A 16,299-nucleotide genomic window follows, 5' to 3' on the forward strand; every position below is an offset into this window, starting at 1 on the left:
CGCATGATCATACGCCTGATTTCAGCGTCCGATATGAGGATCGATCAAGATGATTGAACGTCTGGATACGCTCAAGGCGGCGCGTATGCGCATGATCGAGGAACGTGATGCGCACGCAAAAGTGCTGGCGGCGCCCTTCAATCGCGATAATGCGGAACGGGCTCGCATGAAGTTTGTCGAGATTCAGAGCGTGATCGACGCCATCGATCGCGCCATCGTCGGCGAGCAACCCGTCCAATAGCGCCGGCTCTAGCCGATCAGCGCGCGTAGTTCCGCGATCATCTTCGTCGTCTCAAACGGCTTGCCGAAGAAGCGGCTGTCGTCGGGCAGATCGTTCTTGGCGACCTGCAAATGGCCGGAAACGATTACGATCTTGATCGGTGGCCAGCGGTTGCGTACCGCGTGGGCCAGTTTCAACCCGTCCATGCTTCCAGGCATCTGTACGTCGGTGAACAGCAGAACGATGTCGTCGCGCGTTTCCAGAATTCGCACGGCCTCGTCGGCATTGTTGGCCTCGATAGCGAAGAACCCGGCTTCCTCGACGATGTCGGCCGCGTGAATGCGGAGCAGAGGCTCGTCCTCGACGATGAGGACGGCGGGCCGCTGCATGTCACGTGCATTGAGTTCTTGGAGTGATGCCATAAAAATTGGTGTCACCTTTCGTCGGGCACCGAAGCCAGATCGCTCAATCTGGTTTCGAACCGACATGTGAGCCCTTCGGGCAAAAATTCGATTTTGACGGAACTGCCGAAGTCGGCAGACAGCGTACCTTCGATCAGTCGTGAGCCAAATCCACGTCGCGTCGGCGGCGCCACGACGGGGCCGCCGGATTCGCGCCACGCGAAACCTAACGCCGGCCCGTCGCTGCCGGTGTGACAAGCCCAGTCGATATCTATCGTTCCGTCCGGAACGGATAATGCACCATACTTTGTGGCGTTGGTTGCGAGTTCATGCAGCGCGAGCGCCAGCGACAGTGCCTGTTTGGCCGTCAGTTCCACCTCGGGGCCCGAGACGCGAATACGCTTTTCGCCCGTTCGATGCGGGGCCAGCGCGCCTGCGATCACCGTGGGCATCGACGCGCTGGTCCAGCTCGATTGCGTGAGGATGTCATGCGCCTGGTTGAGCGCGGCCAGACGCGCATCGAAGATCGTACGCGCCTCTTCCTTGGTCGCGGCGGTCCGAAACGTCTGGCTGGCGATGGCGCCGACCATGGCCATGGTGTTCTTCATGCGGTGCTCGAGTTCGCGCGTCAACATTTGCTGTTGCGCTTCGGCGCGCTTCAGCTTGCCGATATCGCGAATGGTTCCAATGAAGCGACTGACTTCGCCGTTTTCGAATTCCGCACGGCCCTTGGCCGAGCACCAGCGCTCGATGCCGTCATCGAGGCCGATGGTGCGGTATTCGATGTCATAGGCCTGCGGTCCGTCCAGCTTCATGGCGTTCACGCACGCCTTCTCAGTGACGTCGCGATCGTCGGGATGAAGCCCTTGCAGGAAGACGTCGAACGAGATCGGCTTGCCGAAGGTGAGGCCGAACAATTCGTAGCAGCGCCGGTCCCATTGCAGCACGCCGGTACGCGGGTCGAGATCCCAGGTTCCAGTGTCAGCGGCGTCGAGTGCAAGTCGTAGCTGGCTTTCGCTGGCCTGCAGCGCCACATCCACGGCACGCGATGCAGTGATATCGCGCGACACCGAAAGCAGCTGATGCGGTTTCCCATCGGGGCCGGGAATGGCAGTGACGGTGACATCCCACCATTTCGGCGTACCGGCCATCGTGGTGGCGAAACCCTGGAAGTGTCCGGTACGCCCAAGCTGAGCGGCTCTAACAGCCGCCTTGGCGTCGATATTGCCCTGATCCTGCCAGAAGTCAGGCCATGGGCAGCCCTTGATCGCGCCGAAGTCCGTGACCTCCATGATGCGCTGGCCGCCGTCGGTCATGAAGATGAGGTTGCCGTCGAAATCGAGAACCTTGATGCAGTCGCCCGATGCTTCGAGCAAACTTCGCAAGAATGAATTGGCGTCCTGAATAGGTCCTAACGATTGATCCACGAATACCCCGGGAGCTGCGGCTCCGATCGCAAAAATACGCTGCAATGAAATACGGCCGCAAACAGATACGGTTGCGGATGTACGCTAACAGGTCTTCGAGCAAACGTGCCAGACCAGACCGGGTTCCGGCTCAATCGCGGCGCTGCCGCGTGCGTCGATTTATGCTGAGGTCGATATAGCCTCGGCCGCGCTGCCGTCGTGCCAGAGCCACGCGCTGACCGCGCCGCTGCGGCCGCGGATCTGGACTTCGGTCGGGCCGCTCAGCGCCCCCGTCGCGCGCACCGCACAGTCCGCTCCCGCGGCGCGCAGCAGGTCGTCGCTCAAGGCCACCTTGGCGCCGTGGCTCGCGGCGACCTCCATGAGCCGGCTGGCGACATTGACGGTATCGCCGGTCGCGGTGATGTGCTGGTAGCTGGCGCCGCCGAGACGCGATGCGACGATATCGCCGAAATGTGCGCCGATCTTGAATCCGATCTGGCTGGCGATCTCAGGCGGAAGACCGGCGATCCATGTGCCGGTGCGCGTCGTCAGTTCGATACAGCAGCGCACGGCACGGGCGGCATCGTCATCGGCGACCACAGGCAATCCGAACAGGATCATCGCGCCGTCGCCCATGAAGGTTGTCACCACACCGCCATGGGCGAGGGTCACCTGATCGATCATGGCGTGGAAGGACTTCAGCAATTCGCGCACCGCATCTGCGTCGCGTGTCTCACTGAGTGCGGTGAAGCGCGAGATATCGATGAAGATGACGGCGGCATGCTGATGCACCGGCTGCAACAGATAGTCCGGATCCTTGATCAGCCAGTCGCGCAGGCCCGGCGCCTGGAACTGACGCAGCAGATCGCTGCGGGCGGCGAAATGCTGTACGCTGCGCCGGCTGCTCCAGATCTGCAGCGCGCCGAACGCCATGGCCGGCGGCACAGCCGCGGCCAGCGGCAATGCAGCGCTCATCCAGATGCCATGGGCATAGGCGACGGTGTTGATCACGGCCCACAATGCGACGACGGCGACGATCGCAATGAGGCCGACGGTATTGCGCCGCCAGGCGAGCAGGGCGATGCACAGCATCGCCAGGACGATCGCAAAGCCGGCATCGAACAGCCGTATGGAGGTGTTGCGTAGCAAGGTGTCCTTGGCGAGCAGATGCGTGATCGCGGTGGACACGACCTCGACGCCGGGCATCACCGGATCGAACGGCGTCGAGAAGAAATCGCCGCCGCCGCTGACGGTGACGCCGATGGCGACGACGCGGTCCTCGACATCGGCGCGGCGGAGTTTGCCCGCCAGAACCTCCGATGCGCTGATCGTCCGGATCGTGCCGCGCGGCCCATAGAAAGACATCGGCAGCAAATGGCCGACATCGGTCGGGACATGGGTGCCGGCGAGGGAGAAATTATACTCGCCGATCTGGGCATCGTCGCGCGAGGCGGCGGATGCGACGCGCAGCGGCATCGACACCATCACGCGGTCGGCCGAGCGCATCAGCATCGGCATCGAGCGCGGTACGCCGCTGCTGTCGGTATTGAGATTGACCACGCCGACCGTGGCCTGATCGGCGAAGACTTTCAGCGGCAGGAGAAATCCCGATGCCACCGGCAGGTCCGCGAGCGGACCGGCCTCCTTGGTGGCCACGGTCTGTTTGGACTCGCTGAACAGCGCCGCCGCGGCGACGACGGTGTTGGTCTTGCCGAGCGCCAGCGCCAGTGCGGCATCGCTTTCCGCTGCGCCGGCATCGACCAGCAGCAGATCGAGTGCGAGCACTTTCGGTTTGCAGCGTGTGATCTCCTCGATGATTGTCGTCAGCGTGGCGCGGGGCAGCGGATAGCTGCCTTGTTCGCGCGCGACCCGATCGTCGATGGCGATGATGGTGACGAGATCGGGTGGTTTCTTCACGCCGCGGATCTGGATGCGCAGGTCGGTCAGCGTCGCCTCTAACCGGTCGAGAAAGCCGACATCGCCGCGGTTATGTCCAAAGGCTAGCGCCGCTGCCCACACGCCCGCAAGGACCATGGCGAGCGGTGTCTGCAATCTGCTGGCCTTCATCATCGTCGCGTATCCAGGCCTCTTTAACGTCCAAGCCTTGCTAACGACCAAGCCTTGCCATCAATGCGGCGACGCGCGGCGCCGGCCAGCGCTTGATGTCGAGTGGTGTCGCTGATGCATCGACATCGACGCCTTCACCGGGGCCGAGGCTCACGCTGCCGGGGCCGGTCACACGCCTGACGCTGACACGACCGGTCTCGACGAAGACGGAGGTCTTGCTGCCCTCGGCGTCCACCGCCCATTTGGTGCCACGCACCGCGGCGATCGCTTGCGGTGTCATCACCTCGAAGGTTTTGCCTGCCTTCTGTTTGGGGGCCTTGATGAAAATGGCCTTGCTTTGCAGGTCGACGCCGTCGACACGGCCGTTGCGGTCGCGGTCGAGCAGCGTGAAACGCGCGCCGTTTTCAGCAATGATCGTCACGCCGCCGCAGTGCAGGGTTTGTGGGCCGCCGACCCGTTGGCTCGATGTGCAGCCGGGGCCGGCCTGCTGCGCCGATGCAGCGCTGCCATACAGGCACGCCGCAGCGACGATGGCCGCCGCCAGCCTGATTGAATGGGTCATGTTGGTTACTCCTGAACGCCACATCGGTAAGGCGGCCGGCGGGCGATTCCGTTCAACGTCAGCGGGCGAGCGGCGTGATTAACGCTCGGAGGTACCCATATAGGGCGACGCCGCGGCACAACGAGGGCAGATCCACCCGGGATGGCCGATCTCACGACCATGTGAGATTGAGAAGCATTCTCAGTAATCGGGCCGCGAGCGCTGCCGCAATCTCGCCACATCGCCCCGGATTTTCAGGGGATATCAAAGGTTTGCATGAGGCTAACGAGGCCATTTTCGGGGCGTTCGTGCTTGTTTTCCCCCCGCGCTTCCTTTATTCCCGTTTTGCATCGCAGACAGCGTCCTGGAAGACTTGGGTAACCAAGATCATTGGCCGCGTTTAGGCGGATGCCTGGGCGTGATCCGGCAAACGGCAGACCGTTTTCCGCGCTGATCACGCTTCGACGCGTGTATTTTCAGAGGACTAGCGCCAAATGGCCAATGTTGTCGTCGTCGGCGCCCAGTGGGGCGACGAGGGTAAGGGCAAGATCGTTGACTGGTTGTCGGATCAGGCTGATGTCGTCGCCCGCTATCAGGGCGGCCACAATGCCGGTCATACGCTGGTCATCAATGGTCAGACCTACAAGCTGGCGCTGCTGCCGTCCGGCGTCGTGCGCCAGTCCAAGCTCTCGGTGATCGGCAATGGCGTGGTGTTCGACCCGCAGGCCTTCGTCGATGAAGTCGCCAAGCTCCGCGGCCAGGGCGTCGATGTCGGCCCGCACAATCTGCGCGTCGCCGAAAACGTCACGCTGATCCTGCCGCTGCACCGCGAGCTCGATGCGCTCCGCGAGAATGCCAACAAGGCCACCGCCATCGGCACCACCCAGCGCGGCATCGGCCCGGCCTATGAAGACAAGGTCGGCCGCCGTGCCATCCGTCTGATGGATCTCGCCGATCTCGCCACGCTGCCACACAAGGTTGATCGCCTGCTGACGCATCACAATGCGCTGCGCCGCGGTCTCGGCCTCGCAGAATTCAACACGGCTGACATCGTGAAGGAGCTCTCCGCATTCGCGCCGGTGCTGCTGCCCTACGCTGAGGCCGTCTGGCGGCTGCTTGACAGCAAGCGCCGCGAAGGCAAGCGGATCCTGTTCGAAGGTGCGCAGGGCGCGCTGCTCGATGTCGATCACGGCACCTATCCCTATGTCACCTCGTCCAACACGGTTGCTGCGCAGGCAGCGACCGGCACCGGCATGGGCCCGGGCGCGGTCGGCTATGTGCTCGGCATCTGCAAGGCCTACACCACGCGCGTCGGCCAGGGTCCGTTCCCGACCGAACTGCTCAACGAGATCGGTGAAGAGATCGGCCGCCGCGGCAAGGAATTCGGCGTCAATACCGGGCGCAAGCGCCGCTGCGGCTGGTTCGATGCGGTGCTGGTGCGACAGACTGTCCGCACCTGCGGCATCAATGGTCTGGCGCTGACCAAGCTCGACATCCTCGATGGCTTCGACACCATCGAGGTTTGCGTCGGCTACAAGCTCGACGGCAAAGAAATCGACTATCTGCCGGCCGGCGAGGGCGCCCAGGCCCGGATCGAGCCGATCTACGAGACCATCGAAGGCTGGAAAGAGCCGACCGCGAACGCCCGTTCATGGGCCGATCTGCCGGCGCAGGCGATTAAATACGTGCGCCGGATCGAGGAACTGGTTGGCTGTCCGATTGCTTTGCTTTCCACGAGCCCGGAACGCGAAGATACTATTCTGGTGCAAAACCCGTTCGAGGCTTAACGGACTGTTACCGGATAGCCTCCAAATTGATGCACCCGCAACATTGAGTCGAGATGGCTGATTACTACCCGTTGATCGCCCGTGCCATCGCCGGACTGGACCCCAGTGCTCCCGGTGAGCAGCGGCGCGCGCTCTATGAGCGCGCCCGCACGGCTCTGATTGCCCAGTTGCGCAGTGTCGAGCCGCCGCTCAGCGAGTCAGAGATCACCCGCGAGCGGCTGTCGCTCGAAGAGGCCGTCCGCAAGGTCGAATCCGAAGCTGCCCAGCGCGCTCGCGATGCGTCGCGGCCTGCGGGGGCTGGAACGACGGGCGACGGCAAGCCGCGCGCCGGCGATGCTTTCCGCAATGCCGGGCCGCGTGCCGGTGCCACGCCGGCCGAGCCGTCGCCGCGCGGCCGTCAGCCGATCACGCCGACGCCGGCGTCTCCCCGCGGGCCGGAAGAGCCGCGCCCGCCGCGCACCTTGCGCGTCGATCCGCCGCCGATTCCGAAGCAGCAGTCGCCCAATGCCGGGGCGCAGGATCCGAACGGTCCGCCAACCCGCGAACGATCAGGCACGCCGCGCCGCTTCGAAAACAATCCGGCGGCACCCCCGCCGGCCCGCGGCGACCAGGGCGATGCCGCCATGCGCGGCTTCCGCGACGTCACCGCCGATGTCGACGATCTCGGCCGCGCCGCTGCCCAGGCCAACCGCGCCGCGCGCAAGACCTACGCCAACGTGCCGTCTCCGACGCCGGAATTCGATCGTCTCGAACCCAGCATGGAAGCGCGGAGCGAAGCTTTCGGCTACGACGAGACAGCTTACGACGACCAGGACGGCGACGAGTCGCAGGTGCCGCCGTCGCGCATCAAGGATTCCAAGGGCAAGAAGGCGAAGCCGCCCAAGCCTCCGAAGCCGAAGCGTGTCAGCGGCGGTTTCCCGTTCAAGACCGCGCTTCTCATCGGCATCGTGATGATCCTGATCGGCGCTGTGATTCTGGGCTGGCCGACGATCAACAAGATGGTGCGCGGTTTCGCCGGTGGTTCGGCGCCCGTCGTTACCGACAACAAGGATGCGCCGCTGGCGCCGCGGCCGAAAATCGCCGATCGCGTCGGTCAGCCGTCGTCGTCGGATCAGATCGCGCCGGTCGCGCAGCGCGTCGTTCTGTATGACGAGGACCCGGCTGAGCCGAAGGGCCGGCAATATGTCGGCACAGTGGTCTGGCGCACCGAGCAGATCAAGGGCACCGGCGGCAAGCCTGGCGACATCGCCGTGCGCGCGGACATCGAGATTCCGGAACGCAAGTTCAAGATGACCATGTCGTTCCGCCGCAACACCGACACGTCGCTGCCTGCCAGCCACACGGCTGAACTCACTTTCGTTCTGCCGCCCGATTTCGCCGGCGGTGGCATCGCCAACGTCCCTGGCGTGCTGATGAAGTCGAACGAGCAGGCACGGGGCACGCCGCTGGCCGGCCTCGCGGTCAAGGTCACCGACGGCTTCTTCCTGGTCGGTCTCAGCAATGTCGAAAGCGATCGCGCGCGCAACCTGCAGCTCCTGAAGGAGCGGTCATGGTTCGATATCCCGCTGGTCTATGCCAACCAGCGCCGCGCCATCATCGCCATCGAGAAGGGCTCGCCCGGCGAGCGTGCCTTCAACGACGCCTTCGCGGCCTGGGGCGAATAATAGATCAAGCGCGCTGGTCAGCCGCTCGTGATCTGCACCGATCTATCCACGTCATGCCCGGCCTTGAGCCGGGCATCCGCGTCTTGTCACAGGTGAAGGCGTGGATGGCCGGGTCAAGCCCGGCCATGACGAATGAGAGTGCATTGCCTGGACCAACAAATCGATGTTGAGGCTACCGTTACTTGCCCTCAAAGCTACCCGCCTGCGTCACCGCTCCACCATTCCAGGTCATTCCCGCAGCCAGAACTGCTTCACCAGAGGTTTCGCAGGCGCGCGCTCACCATCGCGTTGTCAGGCTGCCGAGAACGGTGCGCCCCTGTGTGAAGGTGCAAGTGCCGCCGTTGCAGATCGGAACACGCTCGTCCGACAGATTGCGCGCATTCACGGCCAGGCGCATGCCGCGATAATCGTAATGCACACCCGCATCGAACGCTGTGATCGCAGGATTTCTGATCGTATTGATGTCGTCAGCCCAGGTCTGGCCGATCCAGCGTGCGCCGGCGCCGACACCGAAGCCCGCGATCGGACCGGTCTGCCAGGTGTAGTCGAGGAAAATCGCCGCCTGCTGGGTGGGCACGCCGATCGGTACCTTGCCGAGATCGGCCCCGTTGCTGCGAGTCACAGTGGCGTCAGTATAGCTATAGGACGCGACACCCTTGAGTCCCTCTGCCAGAGACAGCACCGCCTCCAGTTCGGTTCCGCGTGAGCGGATCTGGCCGGTCTGCACCGAGTACGGCGAACCGAAGACCGGATCGGTTGTCAGGACGTTGTCCTTGGTCAGGTTGAACCAGGTCGCCGTGAAGTAGCTGTTCCAGCCGAGCGGCTGATACTTGATACCGGCTTCAAACGATTCACCGGTCGTCGGCGCGAAGGGCGTCGCGCCGCGCCCGGGTGCCGTCGTGCCACTCTGCGGCAGAAATGATGTCGCGTAGTTGACGTAAGGCGCGAGCCCGTTGTCGAACAGATACAGCAATCCTGCGCGGCCTGTGAACTTGCTTGGGTCGCTCGTGGTGGTCACGCCTGACAGGTCGTTATGGTCCGAGAGCTCGGCAAAGTCCTGCCGGCCGCCGATGGTCAGCCGCCAGCCGCCCAGTGCCATCTGGTCCTGCGCGTAAAGTCCGAGCTGACCGAGAGTCTGGCTGTTGGCGCCCAGAAGCGACAAGGGCAATGTCGGCGCCGAAGTGCTATAAACAGGATTTGTCAGATCCAGCGACGGACCGACGCCCGCATAGGAGCCAAAGGTCGTTCCCTGCCGGAAGTAATCGACTCCGGCCAGGACCGTATGCTTGATCGGGCCGGTCGCCAACCTGGCTTGGACCTGATTGTCGATATTGAAGGTGTTCAGGCTTTCCTTGAAGGTTGCCGCGTAGCGGTTCAACGTGCGGCCGTCGGGCGCGAGACTGAGCGCATCGACCATGTTGCCTTCGAACGACACGTGCCCGAGCCGGACGTTCTGCCGGAACGTCACAGCCTCATTGAAGCGATGTTCGAGCCTGTAGCCGACCGAGGCCTGCGACTGCGTGAGCGCATCGAATGACGGATCGCCGAGACGAATATTGGTCACCACGCCCGTCGCCGGGTTGCGCAAATAATACGGCCACATCGACGTCTTGCTGCGCTCGTATTCGGCCAGCACCGTGAGCGTCGTGTCTTCGCCCAGCTTCGCGGTGAAGCTCGGCGCCAGAAACACGCGATCGTCCCAGGTGCCGGGAATCTGCGTGCCGCTGTCACGCACGAGGCCGGTGAAGCGATAGAGCAGCTTGTCGTTGTCGAGCGTTGGCCCGCTGAAATCGAAACGGCCCTGATAGCGATTGAAATTGCCGATATCGAGCCCGGCTTCGTTGAGCCGCTTCTCTAGCGGCATCTTGCTGACATAGTTCACCATGCCGCCGGCTTCATTGGCGCCGTACAGCACCGAGGACGGACCGCGCATCACTTCGAGACGCTCGGCACCGTAGGGTTCGTTGCGGAAATAGGCGAAGGAGCCGTTACCCTGCCGCAGGCCGTCGCGGTAGTTGCCGTATTGGTTAGCTGCAAATCCGCGGATCAGGAACTGGTCGTAGCGGGCATCGTAGCCATAGGGCTGGGTTTGCACGCCGGCCGTATAGGCCAGCGCCTCACCGACGGTCCGCGCGCCCTGGTCGCGCATCTGCTCCGGCGTCACCACTGAAATTGACTGCGGCGTCTCGATCAGAGGCGTATCCGTTTTGGTGCCCGTGGCGCTTCGCGTGGCCACATAGCCTTGAACGGGAGCCCATGCGGATTCCGTTGCGCGAGCGCCCGGCGCGTTGCTCGGCGCGACTGTTCCCTGACGCGTGGCTGTGCGCGCCGCCCGTGCGGCGCTGTGCGACGCGCTGCTGCGCGCAGTGCTCTTGGGTTTGGCGCGCCGGTCGGCGCTGCCTTGAACGATGACGGGATCGAGCTGTGTGGCGCGCGCTGAAGGCTGCTCCATGCCCGTGGCTTGCGTTGACATCTGTGCGCTTGCCTGCGCTGACAGGCCCATCAACAAGACAATAGAACTTGCTGCACCAAGACACATTGCCTTGGTGACTTTTCTTTCGACGATCCCCACCGATAACGCCCCGCATGTCGTTCGGACTGACTGAGCCCGATTCCTGCGTGGTCTCTAGGACATCAAATCGCGCATGGCATTACCTGCCAAGTTAGAACCTCTACACACTAGAATCGTTAAAATCGCAGGAGCGTGCCGAGCGGCAATTTGTGGATGGCCGGATCAAGTCCGGCCATGACGAACGAGAGGCGAGAGCTTTCGCTCTCGCGCCGCCGGAATGACAGCTACTTGCAGCCGAAACTCGCCGCCTGTGTCACTGCTCCACCATTCCACACTGTCCGCAACGGATAGACGCAAGCCGGATAGCTCAACTTGCTGTCGCGCGACGTCAGTGTGATCTCGCCGGGAGCCACACCTTTCTCGACCCAGTCCGTCAGCGCGATGAAGAACTGATCCTGCTCGCGCGTCGGCGTCTGGTTGGCATTCCCCGGCAGTTTCGGCAGCGGCACGGAGTCGTTCTGGCCGCTGACCGTATAGGCGCGGCCCTGCGAGCTGTGGGCCGAGCCGGGCAGCAGATACATCCGCATGAACTTCTGCACCTCGGTATGACCGCCCATCTGTGCGGCGACGCGCTCGTGATAGTTGACGTTGCCCGCTGGAGGGATCGCGTCGTCGACAAGGCCGCTATAGACGATGATCTTGCGACCGAGATCGCGCAACTTGCCGAGATCCGCTTTGTCGGTGCCGAGATTGCTGAACAGGGTGGGTTGCAGGGCAAGGTTCTTGTTCACCGTATCGGCCAGGTCGGCATAGCTGAGCTCCTGCCACTTGTTGCGTTCGGTGGTCGAGCCGGTGTTGAACGGAATGTCCGACGGGTTGGTGGCGCTGGCATCGGCGGCGTAGCGGACGTCCTGCAGTGCCAAAGCCACGCTGCCGGCGGCTGTACCGGTGATCTGGCTGCCGATCGCCGTGGTCCTGGTGAAGGCCCACCACACCTGCCTCGTTCCGAGCGCCTTGCCGCTGCGGCTGTCGGAGCTCTGCGCGGCGTCGTAGCTGCCATCGGGCGTTGCGCCGAACCAGATCCTGTCGAGCGCCATCGCTTCCTTCAGGCTCATACAGGTTGCCGCATCGGCATTATTGCCGGTAACGCCCTCGCCAGCCTCGCCGTTGCAGAGAGCTGCGGCATCGCGTGCGGGATCGTAATCGCAGGCGAACGGATCGAGCAGGAAGCCGATCCCGGCCTTGTCGCAGGCGGCGAGGGCGCGCTTGTTCGCTGCCTCGATCTTGGCGGCGAAGGCGGTGGCTTTCGGCTTGTCGAGCGCTGTGAAGCCGAGCTCGGTCATCATCACGATCTGCGGATATAGCGCAGCCGTGCCGAATTGCGGGATGTTCAGCGCCGGCTGCGCGATCATGTAGCCGTCATAGAGCTCGGGATAGTCCTGGGCGATCTTCATGCCCTGCCGGCCGCCCTGCGAGTGGCCATCGTAATAAGCGTAAGCCGGCGCCTTGCCGTAATACAGCGTGACGAGCGCCCTGGTCTTGACGGCCTGCTCCACCATGGCGCGGACCGAGAAGTCGCGAAATCCTTCGGCATTGACTTTGCCGTCGGAGAGAAAGGTGAAGGAGCCGTCCTGATACCAGGGTTGTCCTGCATCGGTGGTGCCCGAGGCATAACCCATATTGGCGTTGACGAGGGCGGGCACCTTGCTGCCGATCTTGTCGGCAGTGCGATGGCCACCGCCGACCCAGCCGCCGCCGCCGTAATTGCGGATGCGCGTATTCCAGTTCGCCGGTGTCGGCAGCCAGACCTCGATGCCGATGCCCTCGGACCAGGAGCGCGCAGTCTTGTCCTTTTCCGCCGTGAAGCCTGGCCCGACCAGAAGCTTCACAAGGCACATGTCCGCCGCCATGGTGATCGGGCGGGGCGAATCCTGTGCGACCAGTTCCTCGCCCTTCTTGATCGCCCGCACGGCCACCACGGTGGTGGCCTCATCCGGATGAAATGCAGTCTTGATACCGTCGTCGCAGGCGAGCTGCTGTGCGGAAGCGGGGGCGGTGGTGCCGCATAGCGCGGCAAACAAGGCCATCGCCGTCACGATAGCACGCGCGCGGTTGTCATCACGGATGATGTGGGGGGCTGTCGACATGGCGTTTCCCGTCTGTTTTATTTTTGAGTTGGGGTGAGTTCTCCTCACTTCGCCTCTGCGATCAACTACCAAAACGATGTCGGAACGTAACATTATGTTAAAAAGGCCCCGTGGATTGGGCCTACAGCGATGTGATTTGACCCCGTGCGGTCGCCTGCTATCCACAATGATCCGCTCTTGAACCCCTTCTGCCGCCATGGACCCCCGCATGACCACGCGCCGACAGGTGATGAAGCTCGCCGCCTTTGCTGCCAGCCAGACCGCGCTGATGGGCGCGGTGCGTGCCGAGGGCGGTGTCGATCTCGGCGCGGCCGCGTCGGCTGCGCTCCCCTTCGCGCAGCAGACGCCGATGCGTATCGGCGCCGCGGCGCTGCGCGTCCGCGACCTCGGCAGGATGCGGACCTATTACATAGACCTGCTGAAGTTCGACACCATCAGCGCGGACAAGACCGAGGTCGTGCTCGGCGTCGATGGCGTGGCGCTGTTGCATCTGATCCATCGGCCCGATGCGCCACTGGAAGCGCAGACCACCGCCGGGCTTTTTCACACCGCGTTCCTGATGCCGAGCCGTGCCGATTTCGCGCGCTGGCTGGTCCATGCCGCGCTGGCGCGCACGCCGTTCGATGGCTTCGCCGACCATCATGTCAGCGAAGCCTCCTATCTCACCGATCCCGAGGGCAACGGCATCGAGGTCTATTCGGACCGGCCGCCATCGGCGTGGAAATGGACCGGCGACACCGTCACCATGGGGACCGACCAGCTCGACATCGACAACATCGTGGCGCAGACGGACACGACTCGCGATCAGTATCACACCGCGCCGAAGGCGCTGCGTATCGGCCACATGCATCTGCGCGTCGGCGACGTCGCGCGCGGTCGCAGTTTTTATGAGGGGCTGATCGGGATGGAGCCGACGCGGCTCGGGCGGCCGGGTGTCGCCTTTCTGTCGTCAGGTCGCTATCATCACCACATCGGCATCAACACATGGCAGAGCGCGGGCAGCGGTCCGCGCAATGTGCAGGAGACCGGGCTGGCCTGGTTCTCGCTCCGTATTGCCGATGATGCCGTGATGGCCGACCGCAAGCGCCGCCTTGCGGCAGCGGGCCTGTCAGGCGAGTCGATCGCAGATGGCGTTGCGATCGCCGATCCCTGGGGCACTCAGGTGCGGCTCGTGAAAGCGTAACCCCTGGCGGTCGGGTTCGCGACCGTCGCCTGACGGCGCCGCTTCGCGCCCGAAATGACAGCTAACCTCACGCCTCAGCCAATTCGAAATACCGCGGCGCGTCGCGCCAGCCATGGGCTGCAGCATGGAGCGCCTTGGCGCGATAATCCAGTTCGAGATCGCAGAGCATGCCGCGCATTTCTAGATCGCTCTCCTCGCGGGCGAGGCGGTTGCAATCGTCCGCGCGGTCTCTGAAATAATTTTCTGACATAATCATCGGTATCTTTTTCCATCGGCTTCGATGGAACTTCGCCGTCCGGTTTGGCGAAGACGTGGCGGCATGCCATCAAATACATGGCAGTTCCCGCTTTTCGCGTTGCGAAAGATTGCGCAGCGATGTTACGGCGCGCCGTTGGCGCCTGCGGTCACGGCATGCGACACGAGCGCATGGGCGTCAGTGATGCCGCCGGCCGCCTGGCGCACGATGGTCTCCGCCATCATCGCCTTCGTCGCCGGGGTGCGATGCTGCACGGCGATCTGCTGCACAGCGATATCCAGCACTTGGCGCAGCGTGGCCACATAGTTTGCGTCGAACTTCGGTGTCGGGTCGGTTGTCATGCTACACTCCGTCGTCTCGAGCTGCGCGGACCATGCTGGCGCATTGGGGCGTATCTTGGCCCGTGCGATGAAACGTGGATGACGGCTGGTGACATTGTTTTGAAGTGCGGGCGTGAACCTTCACGCGGTGTTGCGCGACATCCCGCCACGCGCAGTACGACTTGCGCATTCGAATAAAACGCAGTGCAAAAATCTTCAGGATTTGTGAAACCGGCGTGACATCGCGTGCACATTCGCGCGATCGATGACGCTGCGGCTTTCTGAATGTGGTGTTTAACTAACGCTCGGTCATTCTTGCGCAGGCTTGCGGCGTGGCACTCGCGCCTAGCGTTCCTGCATGACGCTGAGCGGAATGTTGACCTCGCAACTGAGGCCATCGGGATCGAAGCGCAGGCGTGCTTCGCCCTGCAGTTGCCCGGGCAGCGCCTGTTCGATCAGACGGCTGCCGAAACTCTTCCGTGACGGTTCGATCACCGGCGGTCCGCCGCTTTCGATCCAGCGCAGGATGAAGCGCTTCGGCGTATCCTGCGTCGTTGACCACGAGATCGTGACCCGGCCGGCCGGCGTGGACAGCGCGCCATATTTGGTGGCATTGGTGCAAAGCTCGTGGATCACCATTGACAGCGACATGGCAGGTCCGGACGAGATGGCGAGGGTGTCGCCGGTGATCGTGAACTGATCGAGGCTCTTGGATTGGAATGCGCGCACCGCGCTCTCGATCAGCGAACGGCAGCTCGCACCGGTCCAGGTCTCGCGGATCAGCAAATCCTGCGCCACCGCCAGCGCCTGCAGGCGATCGCCGATGGTCTTGGCAGCTTCTTCGAGGCTGCCGGCTGTGCGCAGGCTCTGCGATGTAATGGCCGACACGATGGCGAGCGTATTTTTGACGCGGTGATGCAGTTCCCCGATCACCACTTCCTGCAGCTTCGCCGCGAGGGCGAGCGCCTGCGCGTCGACGCCGGCTTTGGCCAGCAGTTCCTTGAGATAGTCGGGTTCGTTCTCGATCGACCGCGGCGCGGGAATGGTCATTCCCCGTAGTAACAGGTTGGCGGAGCGCCGTATATTGCGAAGGTATTGCCAGCTGACCTGCCCATGTGCGTTCGGAACGGGCCACAGGCGACCGGGCTGATTACGGACTGGCGGACGGTCGCCCGCTGATCGGGCTTCCGCCGCGAGATATCCACCATCGAATCAAGCATCCGCGTTGCGCGGCAGTTGCCGTCGGCGCGCAGCCAGCGCACGCGGTCGCCGGCCACGGTCCGGTATCCCGCAAAAGAACGGCCCGCCATGTTTGAAACGCGCCGTAGCGCTCCGCTTATGGGCTCGCCGCTTACCTCAGCGAGATGGCGAGGCCCGAGAGATCGGCATTAACCATCAATCCGGTCTGGCGGCCGCTGAGTTCCAGCAGCGCGCCTTTCTCGTTGGTGAGCACGATGGCGCTGACGCCGCGGCCGACGGCAGCCCCCGCGCCGCCTGCGCCATAGACGCCGGCCACATCGCCCGGGCTGTTGATGCGGCTGACGCGGCCGGACAGATAGGTCTGCGACGCACCGAAGACGAGGCCCGCGCTCAAGCCGCCGATCGACAGCGGATAGGTCCGCCCGCGAAAGGTCAGCGTGCCCGAACCGCCCGATGCGCCGATGAACCAGCCGCCCTTCAGCACATTGATGCGGATCGTGCCGCTATCGGCGAAAGCCGCGGAGGACAGGCTTGCGCCGATCAAGGCGAGGGCGGTGACGAGGGTGGTGCGGAAAAGCGAGCGCGACATGGGGAT

General features: G+C 63.6%; 14 protein-coding genes. 4 read left to right on the forward strand and 10 right to left on the reverse strand.

Going from position 1 to position 16,299, the window contains the following annotated elements; genetic code table 11:
- Positions 1–49: 49 nt before the first annotated feature.
- Positions 50–241 (forward strand): hypothetical protein, encoded by a 192-nt coding sequence (locus AB7828_RS27835; protein ID WP_441231742.1) that lies wholly within the window; start codon positions 50–52, stop codon positions 239–241.
- Positions 242–249: 8 nt separating this feature from the next.
- On the opposite strand, the gene AB7828_RS27840 is transcribed toward AB7828_RS27835, so the two are convergent.
- The 4 genes from AB7828_RS27840 to AB7828_RS27855 form a co-directional block, all read right to left on the reverse strand.
- The gene (locus AB7828_RS27840) at positions 250–642 is read right to left on the reverse strand and encodes a response regulator (protein ID WP_231077883.1); all 393 of its coding nucleotides are present in this window, start codon (positions 640–642) and stop codon (positions 250–252) included.
- 11 nt (positions 643–653) lie between these two features.
- Positions 654–2,006 carry an HWE histidine kinase domain-containing protein gene (locus tag AB7828_RS27845; RefSeq protein ID WP_441231743.1) on the reverse strand — a complete coding sequence of 451 codons (1,353 nt, stop codon included), beginning with the start codon at positions 2,004–2,006 and terminating at the stop codon, positions 654–656.
- 201 nt (positions 2,007–2,207) lie between these two features.
- Complete coding sequence (locus AB7828_RS27850) at positions 2,208–4,097, reverse strand: CHASE2 domain-containing protein (protein ID WP_441231744.1); 1,890 nt, start codon at positions 4,095–4,097, stop codon at positions 2,208–2,210.
- 37 nt (positions 4,098–4,134) lie between these two features.
- Positions 4,135–4,656, reverse strand: a complete 522-nt coding sequence (locus AB7828_RS27855; RefSeq protein WP_439062394.1) for a FecR domain-containing protein — start codon at positions 4,654–4,656, stop codon at positions 4,135–4,137.
- A 473-nt stretch (positions 4,657–5,129) separates the two neighbouring features.
- Here AB7828_RS27855 and AB7828_RS27860 point away from each other — a divergent pair, with 473 nt between their 5' ends.
- Both AB7828_RS27860 and AB7828_RS27865 read left to right on the forward strand, forming a co-directional pair.
- Complete coding sequence (locus AB7828_RS27860; RefSeq protein ID WP_089261652.1) at positions 5,130–6,422, forward strand: adenylosuccinate synthase; 1,293 nt, start codon at positions 5,130–5,132, stop codon at positions 6,420–6,422.
- Between the two features lie 53 nt (positions 6,423–6,475).
- Positions 6,476–8,086 carry a hypothetical protein gene (locus AB7828_RS27865; protein WP_441231745.1) on the forward strand — a complete coding sequence of 537 codons (1,611 nt, stop codon included), beginning with the start codon at positions 6,476–6,478 and terminating at the stop codon, positions 8,084–8,086.
- A gap of 277 nt (positions 8,087–8,363) precedes the next feature.
- On the opposite strand, the gene AB7828_RS27870 is transcribed toward AB7828_RS27865, so the two are convergent.
- Complete coding sequence (locus AB7828_RS27870) at positions 8,364–10,559, reverse strand: TonB-dependent siderophore receptor (RefSeq protein WP_441231746.1); 2,196 nt, start codon at positions 10,557–10,559, stop codon at positions 8,364–8,366.
- A 323-nt stretch (positions 10,560–10,882) separates the two neighbouring features.
- Complete coding sequence (locus tag AB7828_RS27875) at positions 10,883–12,745, reverse strand: tannase/feruloyl esterase family alpha/beta hydrolase (RefSeq protein WP_441231747.1); 1,863 nt, start codon at positions 12,743–12,745, stop codon at positions 10,883–10,885.
- Positions 12,746–12,953: 208 nt separating this feature from the next.
- Here AB7828_RS27875 and AB7828_RS27880 point away from each other — a divergent pair, with 208 nt between their 5' ends.
- The gene (locus AB7828_RS27880; protein ID WP_441231748.1) at positions 12,954–13,928 is read left to right on the forward strand and encodes a VOC family protein; all 975 of its coding nucleotides are present in this window, start codon (positions 12,954–12,956) and stop codon (positions 13,926–13,928) included.
- 67 nt (positions 13,929–13,995) lie between these two features.
- Here AB7828_RS27880 and AB7828_RS27885 read toward each other — a convergent pair whose 3' ends face one another.
- The 4 genes from AB7828_RS27885 to AB7828_RS27900 all read right to left on the reverse strand — a co-directional run bounded on the left by AB7828_RS27885 (position 13,996) and on the right by AB7828_RS27900 (position 16,293).
- Positions 13,996–14,184 carry a hypothetical protein gene (locus tag AB7828_RS27885; RefSeq protein ID WP_068731284.1) on the reverse strand — a complete coding sequence of 63 codons (189 nt, stop codon included), beginning with the start codon at positions 14,182–14,184 and terminating at the stop codon, positions 13,996–13,998.
- A gap of 122 nt (positions 14,185–14,306) precedes the next feature.
- On the reverse strand, positions 14,307–14,525 hold the full coding sequence (locus AB7828_RS27890) for a hypothetical protein (protein ID WP_441231749.1): 219 nt from the start codon (positions 14,523–14,525) through the stop codon (positions 14,307–14,309).
- Positions 14,526–14,849: 324 nt separating this feature from the next.
- On the reverse strand, positions 14,850–15,554 hold the full coding sequence (locus AB7828_RS27895; protein ID WP_441231750.1) for a sensor histidine kinase: 705 nt from the start codon (positions 15,552–15,554) through the stop codon (positions 14,850–14,852).
- A gap of 301 nt (positions 15,555–15,855) precedes the next feature.
- Positions 15,856–16,293, reverse strand: coding sequence for a hypothetical protein (locus tag AB7828_RS27900; protein ID WP_441231751.1), 438 nt, complete (start codon positions 16,291–16,293; stop codon positions 15,856–15,858).
- Positions 16,294–16,299 lie beyond the last annotated feature (6 nt).

Source organism: Tardiphaga sp. 215_C5_N2_1, from assembly GCF_052076055.1.
Taxonomy (GTDB): Bacteria; Pseudomonadota; Alphaproteobacteria; order Rhizobiales; family Xanthobacteraceae; genus Tardiphaga; species Tardiphaga robiniae.